Raw genomic sequence first — 16,255 nt, forward strand, 5'->3', positions numbered from 1 at the left:
GCTTCCATCCCCATCCCAAGCCTCTATATGAGGCGATCAACGCCTTCCCCAATGAGAGGATCTTTCATGGCCGACGAAACCCTTACCCTTTCCCTCGACAGCGGCGGCGACGTCGTGATCAAGCTGCGCCCCGATCTGGCGCCCGGCCATGTCGAACGCATCACCACCCTTGCCAAGGACGGCTTCTATGACGGCGTGGTCTTCCACCGCGTCATCCCCGGCTTCATGGCGCAGGGCGGCGATCCGACCGGCACCGGCATGGGCGGCTCCAAGCTGCCCGACATCAAGGCCGAATTCAGCCGCGAACCGCATGTCCGCGGCGTGTGCTCGATGGCCCGCGCAATGAACCCGAACAGCGCCAACAGCCAGTTCTTCATCTGCTTCGACGACGCCACCTTCCTCGACGGTCAGTATACCGTCTGGGGCGAAGTCACCTCGGGCATGGAACATGTCGACGCGCTGCCCAAGGGCGAGCCGCCCAAGACTCCGGGCAAGATCGTCAAGGCGACCGTCGCCTAAGCGATACGCCGTCAAGGCCACCGCCAGCCCTCATGGGCATGGCGGCAGGCCAAGCCCCGACACCGGTGCGGCCCCGCCGCGCCGGTGTCAGTGTTTCCGGGCCAGGCCGTCGGTCGCGGAAATCAGCTGCGCGGTCTGGGTCGCATTGTCCGACTCGTCCGCCGGCGGCGCGACATAGGCGCCGATCGATTCGATATGCCAGCGCCGATCCGCCTCGCTCGCGCCCGGCACCGCATCGACCCGGCGCAACACCACCTGGCGCAGCCGATACCAGGGCTTGCCGTTCGCCTTCAGCCGGCCATAGACCTGCACCGGCACCGTCACGAAGCTTGATCCGGCCGCGCCCTCGATCTCGGCCGGGCTGCCGATATTGGCATGGATCTCGCTGAAGCCACGGAAGCGCGCGGCGAAATGCGCATCATCCTGCGCGCCGATCGCGCTCTTGTCGTTCCACAGATCCTGCGCGTCGCTGAAGCGCTTTTCCTCCAGCAAGCCATAATAGCCCTGCACCACCTGGGCCGCGCCCTGGGCGCTGTCGGGGTCGATCGCCCCTTCCTCGGCCGGCGCCGGTTCGACCGGCAGGCCACCGGGCGTGCCGGGCGCAGGCGGCGCCAGCGGCTCCATCAGCGCCTGCGCCTCGGCCCGGACATTATTCTCGACCTGGCTGGCATTGGCGCCATTGGCAAGATTGTCGATCGCGCTTTCCTCCCGCCCGTCACAGGCGGCCAGACTCACCAGGCCCAGCAACAACGCGGCGCCGGTCATTCCCCTCATGAACGTCTCCCGCATTATTGAGGACGGGTCCGAACCGGTTCGCGGCCGCCGCCCCTTGTCCCGGCGTCCGACCGCATGCGCGGCGCCGGACGGGCGCTGCCGCCCATGTCGCGCGGCGGGCGGCTCGCCTGGGGCGGGCGCTGGCCGGGCTGTGGCACATAGCGCTGGTCGCCGCCGCTGGCGCCAGGACGCCCGCGACCGGGCGTGTCATTGCCGCGCGGCGGGCGCGGACGGCTCCAATTGCCGTCATTAGGCCGACCGTCACCGCCATTCCAGCCGGGGCGACCGCCAGGGCGTCCGTCGCCCGGTCGATTGCCATCGGGGCGCCCGTCACCCGGACGATCCCAGCCCGGCCGACCATCGCCCGGACGTCCGTCACCGGGTCGCCCATAACCGGGCCTGCCGTCACCGGGCCGACCATTGCCCGGCCGGTCCTTGCGACGCGCTTCCCAGTAGCGGCGCTGGCTGTCATTCCAGCGATGCCGCGCACCGGCGCGGTCATAGACATAATAGCCGCGTCCCGGATAATAATAGTCATTGTACCAGCCGCCATAGCCGCCCGGCGCATAGCCATAAGGTCCATAATAGCCGTCGCCATAATAGCCGCCACCGCCATAATAGCCGGTGCCGACGCTCACGCCGCCATAACCATAGCCGTCATCATAGGCGCAGCCCCCCAGGGCCATCGCGCTCGCGAGACCAAGCGCAGCCAGGAATCGTGATCCGGTCCGCGTCATTGCCTGTCTCCTCATATGCTTCATGACCCCGGTTAACGCCCTGCGGTTGAATTGGTGGTGAATGAAAAGCGGTTCAAGATCGGGCATTTATCTGTGGTTCAGAAAAAGCGACTTTTGTTCATCCCCCTGACAGAAACCGTGTCGTTTCCAACACATAATCATGGCCTGGGCAATATTTCGCATTTCGTTCAGGAAACCTTCCACCGGCCCCGACCATTGATGCCCCATGTCCTCGCAGACGCTTGCAGCGCACGGGACATGCCGGCGGGTCCACACCCCGGCCCAATTTCAGAAACAGATAAAGGGTCACCCCCATGAAGACACTGCTTTTCACGGCAGTTGCTGCCGCCACCCTGTTGCCTGCCGCCGCCATGGCGCAGGAAGACAGCAGCTCCACCCGCCGCATCGAACCCTATGTCGGCGTGATGGCGGGCGTGCATAATTATGACAGCGAGACCAGCAAGGAGGGCATTCCCCCCGTCGGCTACAAGGGCCGCATGGTCGAAGGCGTCGCGGGCGTGAACTATAATGTCGCCGGCCCGCTCGTGCTCGGCGTCGAAGGTACCGTGTCCAAGGGCGTCAGCGGCGACATCGACTGGGAATATGGCGCGGCCGGCCGCGTCGGCGTGAAGGCCGGCAAGGACAGCATGTTCTTCGGCAAGGTCGGCTATCAGTGGACCAATTTCGACGCGCTGGGCAAGGATAGCCGCGACTATCATGGCATGACCTATGGCGCGGGCCTTGAACTGTCGCCCGCCGACCTTGGCAGCTCGGCCGAGCGCAGCAATGTCCGCCTGCGTGTCCAGGCCGACACCACCGGCAATTTCCATTCGATCCGCCCGATGGCCGGCGTCGTCGTCAAATATTGATCGCATGAACGGGTGGGCCGGTCATTGATCGGCCCGCCCGCCCAGCCTTCATCCCTTTCCATAAAGGGATCTGGGGTGCGGGACGGCCATGGACTGCGGCCGTCCCGCATTCGCCTGCCCCAATATAGTTGCCAATATAGTTGACTCCGTCAACATTCCATGCTGAAGCGTCGGCATGGAACAGGCCATTGCAACCATCCGCACCTTCAACCGCTTCTTCACCCGCCATGTGGGGGCGATCGACGCGCGCTTCCTCGACAGCGACGCCAACCTGCCCGAGGCGCGGCTGCTGTTCGAAATCGCCCGGCTGGAACCGGTGCTGGCCAGCACGCTCCAGGCCGAACTGGACCTGGATCGCGGCTATTTGAGCCGCATGATCGCCCGCTTCGAGAAGAAGGACTGGATCGTCCGTGATCAGGAAACGGCCGACGCCCGCGCCCGTCCGATCCGCCTCACCACCGTCGGCCGCGCCGCCTTCGACCAGATCGACAGCCGCCAGCGCGCCGTTGTTGCCCAGGATCTGGACCGGCTCGACAGCGTCGAGCAGCAGGATCTGCTCCAGGCGCTCACCCGCGCGCGGCTGTTGCTCGATCCCGCCAGCGGCGGCCCCTTCACCATCCGCCCCTTCCGCACCGGCGAGGTCAGCCAGGTCGTCACCCGCCAGTCGATCTTCTACGCCGCCAGCCATGGCTGGGGCCGGCCGCTCGAAACGCTGGAGGCCGAAACCGTCGCCGCCTTCCTGCGCGACTTCAAGCCGGACCGCGAACAATGCTGGATCGCGGAGATCGACGGCGTCATGGCCGGCGCGATATTCCTGACCGACGAGGGCAACGGCCTCGCCCGGCTGCGCCTGCTCCATGTCGAACCCTTTGCCCGGCGGCGCGGAATCGGCGACGCGCTGGTCGCCACCTGCCTGCAATTCGCCCGCGACAAACATTATCGCGCCGTCACCCTCTGGACGCACAAGATATTGGAACCCGCCCGCCGCATCTATGCCCGGCATGGCTTCGTCTGCGTGTCGAGCGACGTCCACACCGTCTTCGGCGACCCGATCGAGGGCGAGACCTGGCGCGTCGCCCTCCTCCCCTGACCGCGCCTGTCCTACCCAGCAGGGCGATGCTATAAGGGGGATGGACCGGCTGGCCGCTCGCAACATGATTTCCCACAATTGATCGATACGATCAAAATGTGCGGGAAATATGCGAAGTTAAGCGCGACAAATCCTACAGAGCGGGTCGGCCATCCCCAACCCGCTCCGTAGCATTCCAGTTCAGCCGCTGTTGCGCAGCGCGGTCGCGATCGCGTTGATCGACAGTTCGATGCCTTCCTTGATCCGGGCATCATCCTCGCCGGCGCGATAGCGCTTGAGCAGTTCGACCTGCAGCAGATTGAGCGGCTCGATATAGGGAAGCCGCAGCCGGATAGACGTCTCGGTCGTCGGGCTCCGTTCCAGCAGGCGCGACTGGCCGGTGGCCGCCAGCAGCCCGTCATGGGTCAGCGACCAGCCTTCACGGATACGCCCGAACAGTGTTTCCGCCTTGGCCTGGTCCTCGACCAGCGGCAGATATCGCGCCGCAATGCCCAGGTCCGACTTCGCCAGCACCATCTCCAGATTGGCCAGCGCCGACTGCAGGAAGGACCAGTGCTGCGCCATGTCGGCCAGCAGCGCCTTGTCCTCGAACGCGGCGATCGCATGGCCGAAACCATACCAGCCCGGCAGCATGACGCGCGCCTGCGCCCAGCTGAACACCCAGGGAATGGCGCGCAGATCCTCAATCGCGGTGCTCTTGGTCCGGCTCGCCGGACGCGACCCGATCTTGAGGCCGGAGATTTCCTGGATCGGGGTCAGCTGGCGGAAGAATTCCTTGAACCCCTCGGTGCCGTAAACCAGGTCGCGATAGGCGGTGAAGGCGTTCTTCGACAGTTCGTCCATCGCCGCCGCAAAGCGGGCGGCATCCTTCGCCGACACGCCCTCGGGTTCCAGGCTGGCGAGCAGGGTCGCGCTGGTCATCGCCTCCAGATTGGTCATCGCCACGTCGCGCGTGCCGAACTTGGCGGCGATCACCTCGCCCTGTTCGGTGATGCGGATGCGCCCCTGCACACTGCCGCGCGGCTGCGCCTGGATCGCCTTGAAGGCGGAGCCGCCACCACGCCCGACCGCGCCGCCGCGACCATGGAACAGCTGCATCGCCGCGCCAGCCTCGGCAAAGACCGGCTCCAGCGCCTGGCTCGCCTTGTAGAGGCTCCAGGTCGAGGTGATGTAGCCGCCATCCTTGTTGCTGTCGGAATAGCCGATCATCACTTCCTGATGGCCGCGCGCCTGCACCACCCCGGCGATTTCGGGCAGGCCGAAATAGGCGGTCATGATCTTGGGCGCGGCCTCAAGGTCGCCGATCGTCTCGAACAGCGGGATCGACATGATCGCCGCCTTGGCCGGGTCGCCATTTTCCGGCGCGCGCCACAGCCCCGCTTCCTTCAGCAGGATATTGACCTCCAGCATGTCGGACACGCTTTCGGCCTTGGAAATGATATAATGGGTGATGCACTGCGGCCCATAGGTGCGGTGCGCCTCGGCGGCGGCATGGACGATCGCCAGTTCCGACGCCGTTTCCTCGGAATATTCGGCAAAGCGCGTGCCGAGCGGCCGGTTGGTCGCCAGTTCCTTGCGCAACAGGGCGATACGGGCAAACTCGTCCAGCCCGGCATAATCCGCCTCGACCCCGGCGACCTTCAGCAGTTCGGCGACCACGCGCTGATGCACGTCGCTATTCTGCCGCATGTCGAGCGTCGCGAGATGGAAGCCGAATGTCTCGACCGCGCGGATCAGCCGACCGAGCGCCCCCCCGGTCGACAGCGCGCCATCGCCCTCGCTCGCCAGCCCCTGCGCCACAGTGACGAGATCGCGGCGGAAATCGCCCGGCGCGGCGTAAGGCTCGCCCTTCAGCGCCGACGGGCGCGGCGGCGCCTTGCCGACCAGATGGACATAGGTGGTCGCCAGCCGCGCATAGATGCCCGAAATGGCCCGGCGATAGGGCTCGTCCTGCCGGCTGGGCGACGCGTCGCCGCTCGCCTCCGCCAGCGCCAGCACCGCTTCGGGCACATGGGCGAGTTCGGTCGAGACCGACAGTTCCGCGCCCAGCGCATGGATCGATTCCATATAATAGGCCAGCGCCGCCTCGCAGCCGCGGCCCAGTGCCGATCGCAGCTGCGGCGCCTGGACGAACGGGTTGCCGTCGCGGTCGCCGCCGATCCAGTTGCCGACCCGAAGGAAGCTGTGCGGCCGCGCGCCCAGCACCCGTTCCCACCGGCCATAGAGCGCCGGCAGCGTCGGCAGGAAGATGTCGCGGAAATAGGTCAGGACATTGTCGATCTCGTCCTGCACGAACAGCTTTTCGCGGCGCAACGGCCGCGTCTGCCACAACAGCGCGATCTGGCGGAAGATCGCCTCGTCCAGATTCTCGCCGTCATCCGTCTCGGTCCGCCCGGCATCCTTGAGCTGCATCAGGTCGGCAATGCGATTCTTGTGGTCGATCATGCTCTTGCGCCGCACCTCGGTCGGGTGGGCGGTCAGCACCGGCACGATCAGGCTGTGCGACAGCAATTCCAGCACCGCATCCTTGCCGATGCCATGCGATTCGAGCTTGGCCACCGCCGACGCGACATCGGCACCCGGTTCCGCCGCCACGCCCTGCCGATCCTCGGCCAGATTGGCGAGCATCGAGAACAGCATGAAGCCGCGGGTGAAGTTGAGCGTGTCGTCGAGATTGAGGGCATCCAGGCCCGTGTCGGTCAGGTCAGCGCCCTGCAGCCCGCGCGCACGGTCGACCGAGGCGGAGCGGATATATTCGGTCTGCTTGTAGAGTTTCTCCCCGCCATAGGCCCGAATGACATCGCCCAGCAGGCGTCCCAGATAACGGATGTCGGGATTCTGCGTGATCGCAGGCGCGGATTGGGCGGGGTTTATGCTCTCCATGATGGATCGATGCTGCATCGCAACAATGCGATGGTCAAGATATTACGCGGCCAACGCTGGCAAACTGCCCAATACGGGTTGCGCGCAGGCCACAGGCTGGGCCAAAGGACGTTCGTGACCGCCAGCATCAGCATAGGAAATGACGGTACGGGCAATCCCGTGCTGGTCGATGTCGAGGAACTGCTTGCCACCCGTCTGCTCGTCCAGGGCAATTCCGGGTCCGGCAAGTCACATCTTCTGCGCCGCCTGCTGGAGGAAAGCGCGCCGATGGTGCAGCAGGTGGTGATCGACCCGGAAGGCGATTTCGTCACCCTGGCCGACGAATATGGCCATGTCGTGATCGATGCCGGCGACTATAATGAGCGCGAGATCGTCAAGATGGCGGCCCGCATCCGCGAACATCGCGCGTCGGTGGTGCTGAGCCTCGAGTCGCTGGAACTGGAAGCGCAGATGCGCTGCGCCGCGACCTTCCTGTCGACCCTGTTCGACGCGCCGCGCGACCATTGGTATCCCGCGTTGGTGGTGGTGGACGAGGCGCAGATGTTCGCCCCGGTCGCCGCCGGCGACGTGTCGGACGAAGCCCGGCGCCTGTCGCTCGCGGCCATGACCAACCTGATGTGCCGTGGCCGCAAGCGTGGCCTGGCCGGCGTCATCGCCACCCAGCGCCTGGCCAAGCTGGCCAAGAATGTCGCCGCCGAAGCCTCCAACTTCCTGATGGGTCGTACCTTCCTGGACATCGACATGGCCCGCGCCGCCGACCTGCTGGGCATGGAGCGCCGTCAGGCGGAGCAGATCCGCGATCTGGAGCGTGGCCGTTTCCTGGGGCTTGGGCCCGCGATCGCGCGCCGCCCGGTCGCGGTGAAGATCGGGGCGGTGAAGACCGGCACGCGCGGTGGCACCCACAAGCTGATGCCGCCGCCGATCACCACCGGCGAGGATTTTCAGGAATTGCTGTTCGCGCGGGTCGAGGAAGAATCGATGCCGCCGCCCCCGCCCCGCGCCGAACCGCCTGCCCGCCCGGCCGAGGAAATCATGCGCCAGCTCGCCGATGTGCCGTCGGCCAAGCCCGCCGCGCCGGAACTGGATTTCGGCGAGAATGAGCCGATCGTGATCGCCGTGCTGGACGAGATCGTCGCGGACCTGGGCGAAGCCGTCCCCAGCGTCGCTGCCCTGTTCCAGGATTTCGGCGTCCGCTGCCGGATGAAGGGGCTGCGCAAGCCGCCACTCGACCTGCCCGCCTTCCGCAAGCGCTTCGCCATGGCGCTCGCCGGCATGAGCGATTCGGCCGACCCGCGCTGGGAAGAGCCGATCCGCGCCGCCGATCCGGTGCCGGAAGATATGCTGGCTCCCTTCCTGCTGATCGCCCGCGCGGCGATGGAGGGCGAGCCCTGCCCCGAGGACACGGTGCTGGCCCGCGCCTATGGCACCAGTTCGCCCGGCCGCGTCCGCCGGCTGATCGAATATATGGAGAAGCTGGGCGTGATCGTCGCGCGGACCGATTTCGGCGGCCGCCGTTCGATCGGCATCCCGGCGCTCGGCCTCAGCACGGCCGCTGCCGAATGACGCAGGCGTCGGTCCTGTTCGTCTGCCTCGGCAATATCTGTCGCTCCCCGCTGGCGGAAGCCGCGCTGCGGGCGGAGGCCGAACAGGCGGGTCTTGATATTGTCGTGGATTCGGCCGGCACCGGCGACTGGCATGTCGGCGACGCGCCCGATCCGCGCGCGCAGGCGGTGGCGCGGCGCCATGGCATCGACATTAGCGGCTATCGCGGGCGGCAGGCGAAGCCGGCGGATTTCCACCGCTTCACCCATATCTTCGCGCTCGACAGCGACAATCTCGCCAATCTGCGCCGCATCCGCCCCGGCGACGGGACCGCCAGCCTGTCGCTGCTGATGGACCTGGTGCCGGGACGGGAAGGCAGCGGGGTCACCGACCCCTATTATGGCAATGACGCCGGCTTCGACATCAGCTGGGACGATGTCACCCGCGCCGCCAGGGCAATCGTGGCTCGGTTGCGCACGAATCCCTAATCCCGTTCGGTTCGAACCTGTCGAGAACCGTTAGCGCCGCCATTTCTCGACTTCGCTCGAAACGAACGGATGTTGGGCATTAGCCGAGCATCGTCGCGATCGGCAGGCCCTGTTTCAAGGTCAGGGTGACCGGGGTCCGCTCGGCAACATCGGCCAGCCGCGCCCGCTGCTCCGTGTCCAGCCCGACGATCGTCAGTGTGCGGTCGATCCGCTTTTCCTCCTTGCCCGACAGGCGCAACGCGACGTCGAGCGATTCCAGCGGCCAGCCCTTCTTTTCCGCATACATGCGCAGCGTGATCGCGGTGCAGGCACCCAGCGCCGCCAGCAGCAGATCATAGGGGGCCGGGCCAAGATTGGCGCCGCCCAGCGCCTTCGGCTCGTCGGCAGTGATGGCATGACCGCCAACGACGATCTCCGTGCGATACCGGTCCTTGCCGATATGGGCGCTACCCTGGGCCATGATGCTGCTCCTTATGCCGGGAGGGGGATGAATTCATGCTCGTCGGGCACCGGGGCGAAGCGCTGGGCCTGCCAGTCGGCCTTGGCCTGCTCGATCCGATCGGGCGAGGAAGAGACGAAATTCCAGAAGATATGACGCTTTTCGGGCAGCGGTTCGCCGCCCATCAGCATCAGCCGGGTCGCGCCTTTGGCACGCAGGATGATCTCCGCGCCGGGCTTGAACACCACCAGTTCGCCGGTCGCAAAGCCGCCGGTCTGGCCGATCACCTCGACTTCACCCTGCACCACATAGATGGCGCGTTCGACATGCTCGGCCTTGAGCTGATAGCGGGCGCCGTCCTGCAACGCGATATCGGCATAGACCATGTCGGAGAAGGTCTTCACCGGCGATACCAGACCATCGGAGCTGCCGGCGATCAGGGTCAGGCGCGTGCCCGCATCCTCGATCGTCGGGATTTCGTCGGCCTTGTGATGGGCGAAACCCGGATCGACTTCCTCCGCCTGCGTCGGCAGCGCAACCCAGGTCTGCAGGCCAAACAGCTTGCTGCCCTTGGCGCGATTTTCCTCGCTGGTGCGCTCGCTATGGACGATGCCGCTGCCCGCAGTCATCCAGTTGACCTCGCCGGGGCGGATCGACTGGACCGATCCGACGCTGTCGCGGTGCAGGATTTCGCCCTCCAGCAGATAGGTGACGGTAGCCAGGCCAATATGCGGATGCGGGCGCACATCCAGCCCCTCGCCGCTGTTGAAGGTTGCCTCGCCCATCTGGTCGAAGAAGATGAAGGGGCCGACCATGCGGCGATGCGCGGACGGCAGCGCGCGGCGGACCGAGAAGCCATCGCCCAGATCGCGGACCGGGGGCAGGATGACCAGATCGACGCCGTCGACCTCTGAAGTGCGGATGGACATGGGACTTATCCTCTTTTCGGAAAATGGGGTCAGGCGCCGAGCAGCGCCAGCGCCTCGATCTGGGCGCGGCTATAGCCCTGCGCGGCGAGTGCGGGGACATGGCGTTCGGCAATCGCGCGGGTGCGACCGGATTCGCAGAGAAATTCGCGCACATCGTGCAGATGCGGGGCCAGCATCACCGGCTGGGCCTTTTTCGGTCCCAGGATCGCGTCGAGCGCATGGCCAATCCGCGAGCGGACCGGGCCGGCAGCCGCCGGTTCGCCACAGCCGCAATCGGCAACGGCGCTCAAGGTAGCCTTCACGTCCTGCCATTCGGCGGAGCTGAGGCGCGGGGTGGCGATGTTCAGCATGAGAAGGCTCCCTGTTCGTCTGGACCGTTTCGTTGGTTTCCTTCTAGCGCGATCGCACTTTCAGGATCAGCCGGATAAAATCGGTCACTCTGTTCTATATTCTGGAAAAGAAGGGGCGCATGACCCGCGCCCCTCCCCTTTTGTCGTCAGGCCGCATCGACCAGCACGATCTCGCTATCCTCGATCGCCGTCACGCGGATGACATCCAGATCCTGGATCGCCACGCCGTCGCGGGCATTGGCCCGCACATCGTCGATCTGGATCGCGCCGGTGGCCGGGACCAGATAGGCCTTGCGATCCTTGCCGATCGGATATTCGGCACTCTCGCCAGCCTTCAGCGTCGCGGCGACAACCCGCGCATCGGTGCGGATCGGCAGCGCGTCATTGTCATTCCCGTAACCCGACGCCAGCGTCACGAACTGGCCGCTCCGCTCGCCCTTGGGGAAGGGACGCGAGCCCCAGCTCGGCGCTTCGCCGTCGCGGGTCGGGATGATCCAGATCTGGAAGATCTGCGTCGTCACATCCTCGCGATTATATTCCGAATGGGTGATGCCGGTGCCGGCCGACATGACCTGCACATCGCCAGCCTCGGTCCGGCCCTTGTTGCCCAGATTGTCCTGATGGGTGATCGCCCCTTCGCGGACATAGGTGATGATTTCCATGTCGCGGTGCGGGTGCGGCGGGAAGCCGGTGCCCGGCGCGATCGTGTCGTCATTCCAGACGCGCAGATTGCCCCAATGGACGCGAGCGGGATCATGATAGCCGGCGAACGAAAAATGATGCTTGGCATCCAGCCAGCCATGATTGGCACCACCCAGGCTGTCGAAAGGACGAAGTTCGATCATCTTGTGTCTCCTGCGGGCGGCACATCCATGATGGGGCCGCCCTGTCGAAGACCCAATTAGCGCTTGAACGCATTTCCGTTCAGATGGATAAAATGCATCGAAACGTTCCAGGAAATCGAACAGTGAACAATCCCGGCACCCCGACCTTCGACCAGCTGCGCATCTTCCTCACCATCGTCGACACCGGCAGCTTCGCTGCCGCCGGGCGCAAGCTCAATCGTGCCGTGTCGGTCATCAGCTATGGCATCGCCAATCTGGAGGCGCAGCTGGGCGTGCTGCTGTTCGAGCGCGAAGGCACGCGCAAGCCGCAGCTCACCGTCGCCGGCCGCGCCCTACTGGCGGAGGCCCGCAGCATCGCCCATGGCATGGACGGGCTGCGCGCCAAGGTGAAGGGGCTGCTCGACGGGCTGGAGGCGGAGGTCAATCTGGCGGTCGACGTGATGTTGCCGGCCGAACGGCTGGGCAAGGTGCTGCGCGCCTTCGCGAAGGAATTTCCGACGGTACAGTTGCGGCTCCATGCCGAGGCGCTGGGCGCGATCGTGGCGATGGTGCTGGACCGGGGCGCGGTAATCGGCATTTCCGGGCCGCTGTCGGCCGGGGTCGAGGGGATTGAGAGCATGTCCGCCGGACTGGTGCCGATGGTGCCGGTGGCGGCGCCCGATCATCCACTTGGCCGGATGGAGGCGATCGCGCCGGGCGCCGGGCGCGACTATACCCAGTTGGTGCTGACCGACCGGTCGCGCTTTACCGAAGGCCGCGATTTCTCGGTTGCCAGCCCCAAGACCTGGCGCCTGGCCGATCTGGGCGCGAAGCATGCGCTGCTGCGCGAAGGGATTGGCTGGGGCAATATGCCGCTGCCGATGATCGAGGCGGATCTGGTCGCCGGCACTTTGGTGCGGCTCGCCATGCCCGATCATCCCGGCGGCACCTATCGCTTCTCGGGCATCTGGCGCCGCGACACCCCGCCCGGCCCGGCCGCATCCTGGCTGATCGAGCAGTTCGTCGCGCTGGGCGCCGACGATCGCGAGGCGGCCGGGATGAGCGACGTCTAGGCGTCCGCCGAAGACCGCGCCATCCCGACGATGCGACGCTTCCCCTTGATGAATCATGTTTTTCTGGCACACCCCAAGGAGATTGCGGCGGGATCCGACAAGATGGCGACCATGTATCGCCGACCGGGCTCACGCCGACAATGACAGGTGGGGGACAATGGAGTGAGTGCGGGTCGCGCATGAACAAGGTCAAGGAGGCGCCTGCCACGGTCGGGGCGCGCCAATATCGTGCTTTTCTGAGCTACAGCCATGCCGACGAGCGCGCGGCGGGAAAGCTGCATCATTGGCTGGAAACCTATCGGATGCCCAGGCGCCTGGTCGGCATACAGGCCGGCCGGGCGGCGGTCCCGCGCCGGCTGACCCCGATCTTTCGCGATCGCGCCGAATTGCCGGCTGCTTCCAGCCTCGACGAACAGGTGCGCCTGGCCCTGTCCCAGTCGGACGCCCTGCTGGTGCTATGCTCGCCAGCGGCGAAGGCCTCGCGCTGGGTCAATGCGGAAATCGCGCTGTTCCGCGAACTTCATCCCGACCGGCCGATCATCGCCGCGCTGGTCGCGGGTGAGCCGGCCGACAGCTTTCCCGCCGCGCTGATCGCGCGCGATGCCGCTGGCATAGAGCGTGAACCGATCGCCGCCGATTTCCGCGCCGACAGCGACGGCCCCAAACTGGCCCGGTTGAAGATCGTCGCCGGCCTGACCGGCGTACCGCTCGACCAGATCATCCAGCGCGACGCCCAGCGCCAGTTGCGCCGTGTGATAGCCGTCACATTTGTTGCGCTTTTTCTTGTCCTATTGATGGCGGCGATGCTGGTCTTTGTCGCGCGGGCAAGGAGCGAGGCAGAAAGCCAGCGCCAGCAGGCAGAGGGACTGATCGAATTCATGCTGACCGATCTGCGGGAAAAGCTGGAGGGCGTTGGCCGGCTCGACGTGCTGCAGACGGTGAACAAGCGTGCGCTCGCTTATTATGCCGACCAGCCCGACCTGGAAACATTGCCGGGCGATTCGCTCGAACGGCGCGCCCGCATCCTGCAGGCCATGGGCGAGGATGATTTCAAGCGCGGCGACACGCCAGAGGCCATCGCCCAGTTCCGCGAGGCCTATCGCGTCACTTCAACCCTGCTGGCCGCCGCACCGAACGATCCGCAACGCCTGTTCGCCCATGCCCAGAGCGAATTCTGGCTCGGCTATGTCGATTTTATCCGCGATCGGAACGACGCCGCCCTGACACACTTCCAATCCTATCAGGCGCTGGCCGAAAGGCTGGTGCAGTTACGACCGGCGAACGACGCCTATTGGCGAGAACTGGGCTATGCGCAGGGCAATATCTGCACCATCGCCCTCGCCAGGAAGAATCCCGACAGAACATTGCAAAGCTGCAAGGGCGCGCTCGACACCATGATGCGGGTCCAGCGCCTGGCGCCCGGCGATCCGGCGATCGCTGCGGATCTCGCCAATCGCCATGCCTGGATGGCGGACGCGCTGCGCTTGCAGGGGGATGACCGGGCGGCACTGGTGCAGCGCGAAAAGCAGGATACGATCCTGCGGTCGCTGCTCCGGCGTGATCCGAAAAATGCCGGCTATCTGCAGGACTGGATGCTGGCGCGCTATTCCATGTCGAACCTGCTCTATGATCTGGGTGAAACCGATCGCGCCAAGGCGCTGCGCGCCGAGGCCCGCGCCGACGTCGCCGACCTGGTGGCGCGCGATCCGGCGAACAAGGACTGGCAGGTCTGGCAGGGCAAGCTGGCCAAACCATTGACGAAGGGGAGCAAATAAGATGTCGACGCTGAATTATACCCAATATGGCCTGGCGCCATTGATCGAGGTCGAACTGGAAGATGGCGTCGCGCCGCTGCAGTTCAATGTCGCACTGAAGGGCGAGGAGGGCTGGGTTTCGCTGCGCTATGAACAGCCCGGCGTCACCGATCATGACTATATCGCCATCACCGAAAATTCGATCGTGGAAATCAACCTGATCGGCGATCAGCTGTTCTTCTCGAAAAATTACGACGCCATAACGACCGAGGAGCCGCTCTCTTCCTTTTACGGCGGCTTGATCTATGATGATTATCGCGCCGATCAGGACCGCTACAAGACCGTCCGGTTCCAGGCACGCTACAATCAGGGCGGCAAATATGGCACGCGGCACGGCTTCAACATCAATATCGACCTGCTGCAAAATCCCAGTGCCACCGAACCCAAATGGATCCCGCTGTCGATCGATCCCGACATCAAGAATCCACCGCCCAAGGAAGACTGAGCGCGGCGACGGGGTGGTGGCGACATGATCCTTCCGATCCTTGCGCAAATCCGCAGGGTTGCACGCAGCGGCGACACCGTTCGCGCCTGGACGATGTTCGGCGCGGCGGGCCTGCTGCCGTCACGCGACAGCGATGCGCTGACCCTCAAGGGCCGGCTGCTCAAGGATCGGGCGCTGCGCAGCGAGGGCGCCGAACGCGCCGCGCTGCTGGACGAGGCGCGACAGGCCTATCTCCAGGCGGCCAGCGACTGCCGCGCCACCTATCCGCTCATCAATGCCGCCACCCTCGCCTTTCTGAACGATCGCCCCGCCGACGCGGCCGACCTCGCCCGCCAGGTGCTGGCGCTGCTCGACAGCGGCGATCATGTGCAGGAAACGCGCTACTGGCTGGCGGCGACAGCGGCCGAAGCCCATCTGCTGCTGGGTGACGAGGCCGCAGCGCAGGCCGCCCTGGCACAGGCCATGACGGCCGCGCCGGACGCCTGGGAAGATCATGCCGCGACCCTGCGGCAATTCCACGAGATATTGACCAGGCAGGGGCGCTCTACCGCGCCCCTCGATCCGCTGCGCCCGCCACCCAGCCTCTATTTCAGCGGCATCATCGGCCTGCCGGACAATGAGGAGGAAGCCCGCACCAAGATCGAGGCGGCGCTCGATCAGATTGCGCCGGGTGCCGCCTTCGGGGCGCTCGCCGCGGGCGCCGATATCCTGATCGCCGAATGCGCCCTTTTCCGGGGCATCCAGTTGCACATCGTCCTGCCGACAAGTCTCGACGTCTTTCGGCAAAGTTCGGTCGGCCGGTTCGGTGACCATTGGCTCGCCCGCTTCGATCGCCTGATCGACATGGCCGACAGCCTGGACGCGCCCGACGCCATCACCAGCCTGTCCAACGCGGCGATCGACAAGGGGTGCGAGATCGCCATGGGACTGGCGCTGCGCCGTGCCGACGCCTTTGCGACACAGGCCATCGCGCTACATATCGGGCGTGCCTCGGATCAGCCTGCCCCTGCCTATCGGCTGTGGCAGTCACGCACATTGCCCGTGCGCAAGATCATCCTCGAACAATCAATGCCTCCCTCTGGCGATGCGCTGCCCATGGCCATCAACAAGGCTGTGCTGGCATCGACGACACGCCTCGCGCCAGCCATGCGCGAAAGCGCCAATGGCCTGCATTTCCAGGCATTCGACGATATGGCCACCGCCATGCTCCAGGCCAGCCTGATCCTGAGGGACTGGCCGGACCATGGGCTGGCGCTGGAATATCAAACGGTCATGCCGAATGATCCGATCGATGGCGAGGAATGCCTGGCGCTGCTCCTGGCGCCAGCCGCACCGGCCGGCAGCATCTGCATGCCCTGGCCACAGGCCGCCGCCATGGCGCTGCAAGGCCCCGGATATCGGTTTGAAATTGCCGGCGAAGTGATGACCCGCCAGGGCGATTGCCCGGTCGGCCATTATTATCCGCCGTCCAGCTGACGG

16 protein-coding genes are annotated in these 16,255 nt (G+C 65.6%); 9 read left to right on the top strand and 7 right to left on the bottom strand.

What is annotated here, in order from left to right; genetic code table 11:
- The first annotated feature begins 66 nt into the window (after positions 1-66).
- Positions 67-519 carry a peptidylprolyl isomerase gene (locus tag DIZ22_RS14450; RefSeq protein ID WP_004208636.1) on the top strand — a complete coding sequence of 151 codons (453 nt, stop codon included), beginning with the start codon at positions 67-69 and terminating at the stop codon, positions 517-519.
- 87 nt (positions 520-606) lie between these two features.
- Here DIZ22_RS14450 and DIZ22_RS14455 read toward each other — a convergent pair whose 3' ends face one another.
- Entirely contained in the window at positions 607-1,293 is a 687-nt protein-coding gene (locus DIZ22_RS14455; protein ID WP_029548002.1) for a hypothetical protein, read from the bottom strand.
- Positions 1,294-1,307: 14 nt separating this feature from the next.
- Complete coding sequence (locus DIZ22_RS14460) at positions 1,308-2,030, bottom strand: hypothetical protein (RefSeq protein WP_010339597.1); 723 nt, start codon at positions 2,028-2,030, stop codon at positions 1,308-1,310.
- A 314-nt stretch (positions 2,031-2,344) separates the two neighbouring features.
- Here DIZ22_RS14460 and DIZ22_RS14465 point away from each other — a divergent pair, with 314 nt between their 5' ends.
- Both DIZ22_RS14465 and DIZ22_RS14470 read left to right on the top strand, forming a co-directional pair.
- The gene (locus tag DIZ22_RS14465; RefSeq protein ID WP_004208639.1) at positions 2,345-2,899 is read left to right on the top strand and encodes an outer membrane beta-barrel protein; all 555 of its coding nucleotides are present in this window, start codon (positions 2,345-2,347) and stop codon (positions 2,897-2,899) included.
- A 175-nt stretch (positions 2,900-3,074) separates the two neighbouring features.
- On the top strand, positions 3,075-3,989 hold the full coding sequence (locus DIZ22_RS14470; RefSeq protein WP_107917552.1) for a helix-turn-helix domain-containing GNAT family N-acetyltransferase: 915 nt from the start codon (positions 3,075-3,077) through the stop codon (positions 3,987-3,989).
- Positions 3,990-4,169: 180 nt separating this feature from the next.
- On the opposite strand, the gene ppc is transcribed toward DIZ22_RS14470, so the two are convergent.
- Positions 4,170-6,872 (bottom strand): phosphoenolpyruvate carboxylase, encoded by a 2,703-nt coding sequence (gene ppc / locus DIZ22_RS14475; RefSeq protein ID WP_107917551.1) that lies wholly within the window; start codon positions 6,870-6,872, stop codon positions 4,170-4,172.
- 114 nt (positions 6,873-6,986) lie between these two features.
- On the opposite strand from ppc, the gene DIZ22_RS14480 reads away from it, so the two are divergent.
- Positions 6,987-8,435 (top strand): ATP-binding protein, encoded by a 1,449-nt coding sequence (locus tag DIZ22_RS14480; RefSeq protein ID WP_004208642.1) that lies wholly within the window; start codon positions 6,987-6,989, stop codon positions 8,433-8,435.
- Positions 8,432-8,902: a low molecular weight protein-tyrosine-phosphatase gene (locus tag DIZ22_RS14485; protein ID WP_048938067.1), complete on the top strand. Its 471-nt coding sequence runs from the start codon at positions 8,432-8,434 to the stop codon at positions 8,900-8,902. The genes DIZ22_RS14480 and DIZ22_RS14485 overlap by 4 nt, the downstream gene beginning before the upstream one ends.
- A 79-nt stretch (positions 8,903-8,981) precedes the next feature.
- On the opposite strand, the gene DIZ22_RS14490 is transcribed toward DIZ22_RS14485, so the two are convergent.
- The 4 genes from DIZ22_RS14490 to DIZ22_RS14505 all read right to left on the bottom strand — a co-directional run bounded on the left by DIZ22_RS14490 (position 8,982) and on the right by DIZ22_RS14505 (position 11,465).
- Positions 8,982-9,362 (bottom strand): OsmC family protein, encoded by a 381-nt coding sequence (locus tag DIZ22_RS14490; protein WP_048938068.1) that lies wholly within the window; start codon positions 9,360-9,362, stop codon positions 8,982-8,984.
- Between the two features lie 11 nt (positions 9,363-9,373).
- Complete coding sequence (locus tag DIZ22_RS14495) at positions 9,374-10,270, bottom strand: pirin family protein (RefSeq protein ID WP_048938069.1); 897 nt, start codon at positions 10,268-10,270, stop codon at positions 9,374-9,376.
- Between the two features lie 29 nt (positions 10,271-10,299).
- Positions 10,300-10,620, bottom strand: coding sequence for a hypothetical protein (locus DIZ22_RS14500; RefSeq protein ID WP_048938070.1), 321 nt, complete (start codon positions 10,618-10,620; stop codon positions 10,300-10,302).
- A 146-nt stretch (positions 10,621-10,766) separates the two neighbouring features.
- Entirely contained in the window at positions 10,767-11,465 is a 699-nt protein-coding gene (locus tag DIZ22_RS14505) for a pirin family protein (RefSeq protein ID WP_004208647.1), read from the bottom strand.
- A gap of 122 nt (positions 11,466-11,587) precedes the next feature.
- Between DIZ22_RS14505 and DIZ22_RS14510 the strand changes: the two genes are divergently transcribed.
- The 4 genes from DIZ22_RS14510 (at position 11,588) to DIZ22_RS14525 (ending at position 16,252) form a co-directional block, all read left to right on the top strand.
- The gene (locus DIZ22_RS14510; protein ID WP_004208648.1) at positions 11,588-12,517 is read left to right on the top strand and encodes a LysR family transcriptional regulator; all 930 of its coding nucleotides are present in this window, start codon (positions 11,588-11,590) and stop codon (positions 12,515-12,517) included.
- A gap of 179 nt (positions 12,518-12,696) precedes the next feature.
- Positions 12,697-14,292, top strand: a complete 1,596-nt coding sequence (locus tag DIZ22_RS14515) for a toll/interleukin-1 receptor domain-containing protein (protein WP_048938071.1) — start codon at positions 12,697-12,699, stop codon at positions 14,290-14,292.
- Between the two features lies 1 nt (position 14,293).
- Complete coding sequence (locus DIZ22_RS14520; protein WP_037510897.1) at positions 14,294-14,776, top strand: nucleotide synthetase; 483 nt, start codon at positions 14,294-14,296, stop codon at positions 14,774-14,776.
- A gap of 24 nt (positions 14,777-14,800) precedes the next feature.
- Positions 14,801-16,252, top strand: a complete 1,452-nt coding sequence (locus DIZ22_RS14525; RefSeq protein ID WP_122928360.1) for a TRAFs-binding domain-containing protein — start codon at positions 14,801-14,803, stop codon at positions 16,250-16,252.
- Positions 16,253-16,255 lie beyond the last annotated feature (3 nt).

Origin of the sequence: Sphingobium sp. LF-16 (assembly GCF_003711185.1) — a bacterium.
Classification (GTDB): Bacteria; Pseudomonadota; Alphaproteobacteria; order Sphingomonadales; family Sphingomonadaceae; genus Sphingobium; species Sphingobium yanoikuyae_A.

Coding starts and splice junctions, on each gene's coding strand:
- DIZ22_RS14490 (WP_048938068.1), bottom strand. CDS start 9,362: ATGGCCCAGGGTAGCGCCCATATCGGCAAGGACCGGTATCGCACGGAG.
- DIZ22_RS14505 (WP_004208647.1), bottom strand. CDS start 11,465: ATGATCGAACTTCGTCCTTTCGACAGCCTGGGTGGTGCCAATCATGGC.
- DIZ22_RS14500 (WP_048938070.1), bottom strand. CDS start 10,620: ATGCTGAACATCGCCACCCCGCGCCTCAGCTCCGCCGAATGGCAGGAC.
- DIZ22_RS14455 (WP_029548002.1), bottom strand. CDS start 1,293: ATGAGGGGAATGACCGGCGCCGCGTTGTTGCTGGGCCTGGTGAGTCTG.
- ppc (WP_107917551.1), bottom strand. CDS start 6,872: ATGGAGAGCATAAACCCCGCCCAATCCGCGCCTGCGATCACGCAGAAT.
- DIZ22_RS14465 (WP_004208639.1), top strand. CDS start 2,345: ATGAAGACACTGCTTTTCACGGCAGTTGCTGCCGCCACCCTGTTGCCT.
- DIZ22_RS14495 (WP_048938069.1), bottom strand. CDS start 10,270: ATGTCCATCCGCACTTCAGAGGTCGACGGCGTCGATCTGGTCATCCTG.
- DIZ22_RS14460 (WP_010339597.1), bottom strand. CDS start 2,030: ATGACGCGGACCGGATCACGATTCCTGGCTGCGCTTGGTCTCGCGAGC.
- DIZ22_RS14450 (WP_004208636.1), top strand. CDS start 67: ATGGCCGACGAAACCCTTACCCTTTCCCTCGACAGCGGCGGCGACGTC.
- DIZ22_RS14525 (WP_122928360.1), top strand. CDS start 14,801: ATGATCCTTCCGATCCTTGCGCAAATCCGCAGGGTTGCACGCAGCGGC.
- DIZ22_RS14520 (WP_037510897.1), top strand. CDS start 14,294: ATGTCGACGCTGAATTATACCCAATATGGCCTGGCGCCATTGATCGAG.
- DIZ22_RS14515 (WP_048938071.1), top strand. CDS start 12,697: ATGAACAAGGTCAAGGAGGCGCCTGCCACGGTCGGGGCGCGCCAATAT.
- DIZ22_RS14485 (WP_048938067.1), top strand. CDS start 8,432: ATGACGCAGGCGTCGGTCCTGTTCGTCTGCCTCGGCAATATCTGTCGC.
- DIZ22_RS14470 (WP_107917552.1), top strand. CDS start 3,075: ATGGAACAGGCCATTGCAACCATCCGCACCTTCAACCGCTTCTTCACC.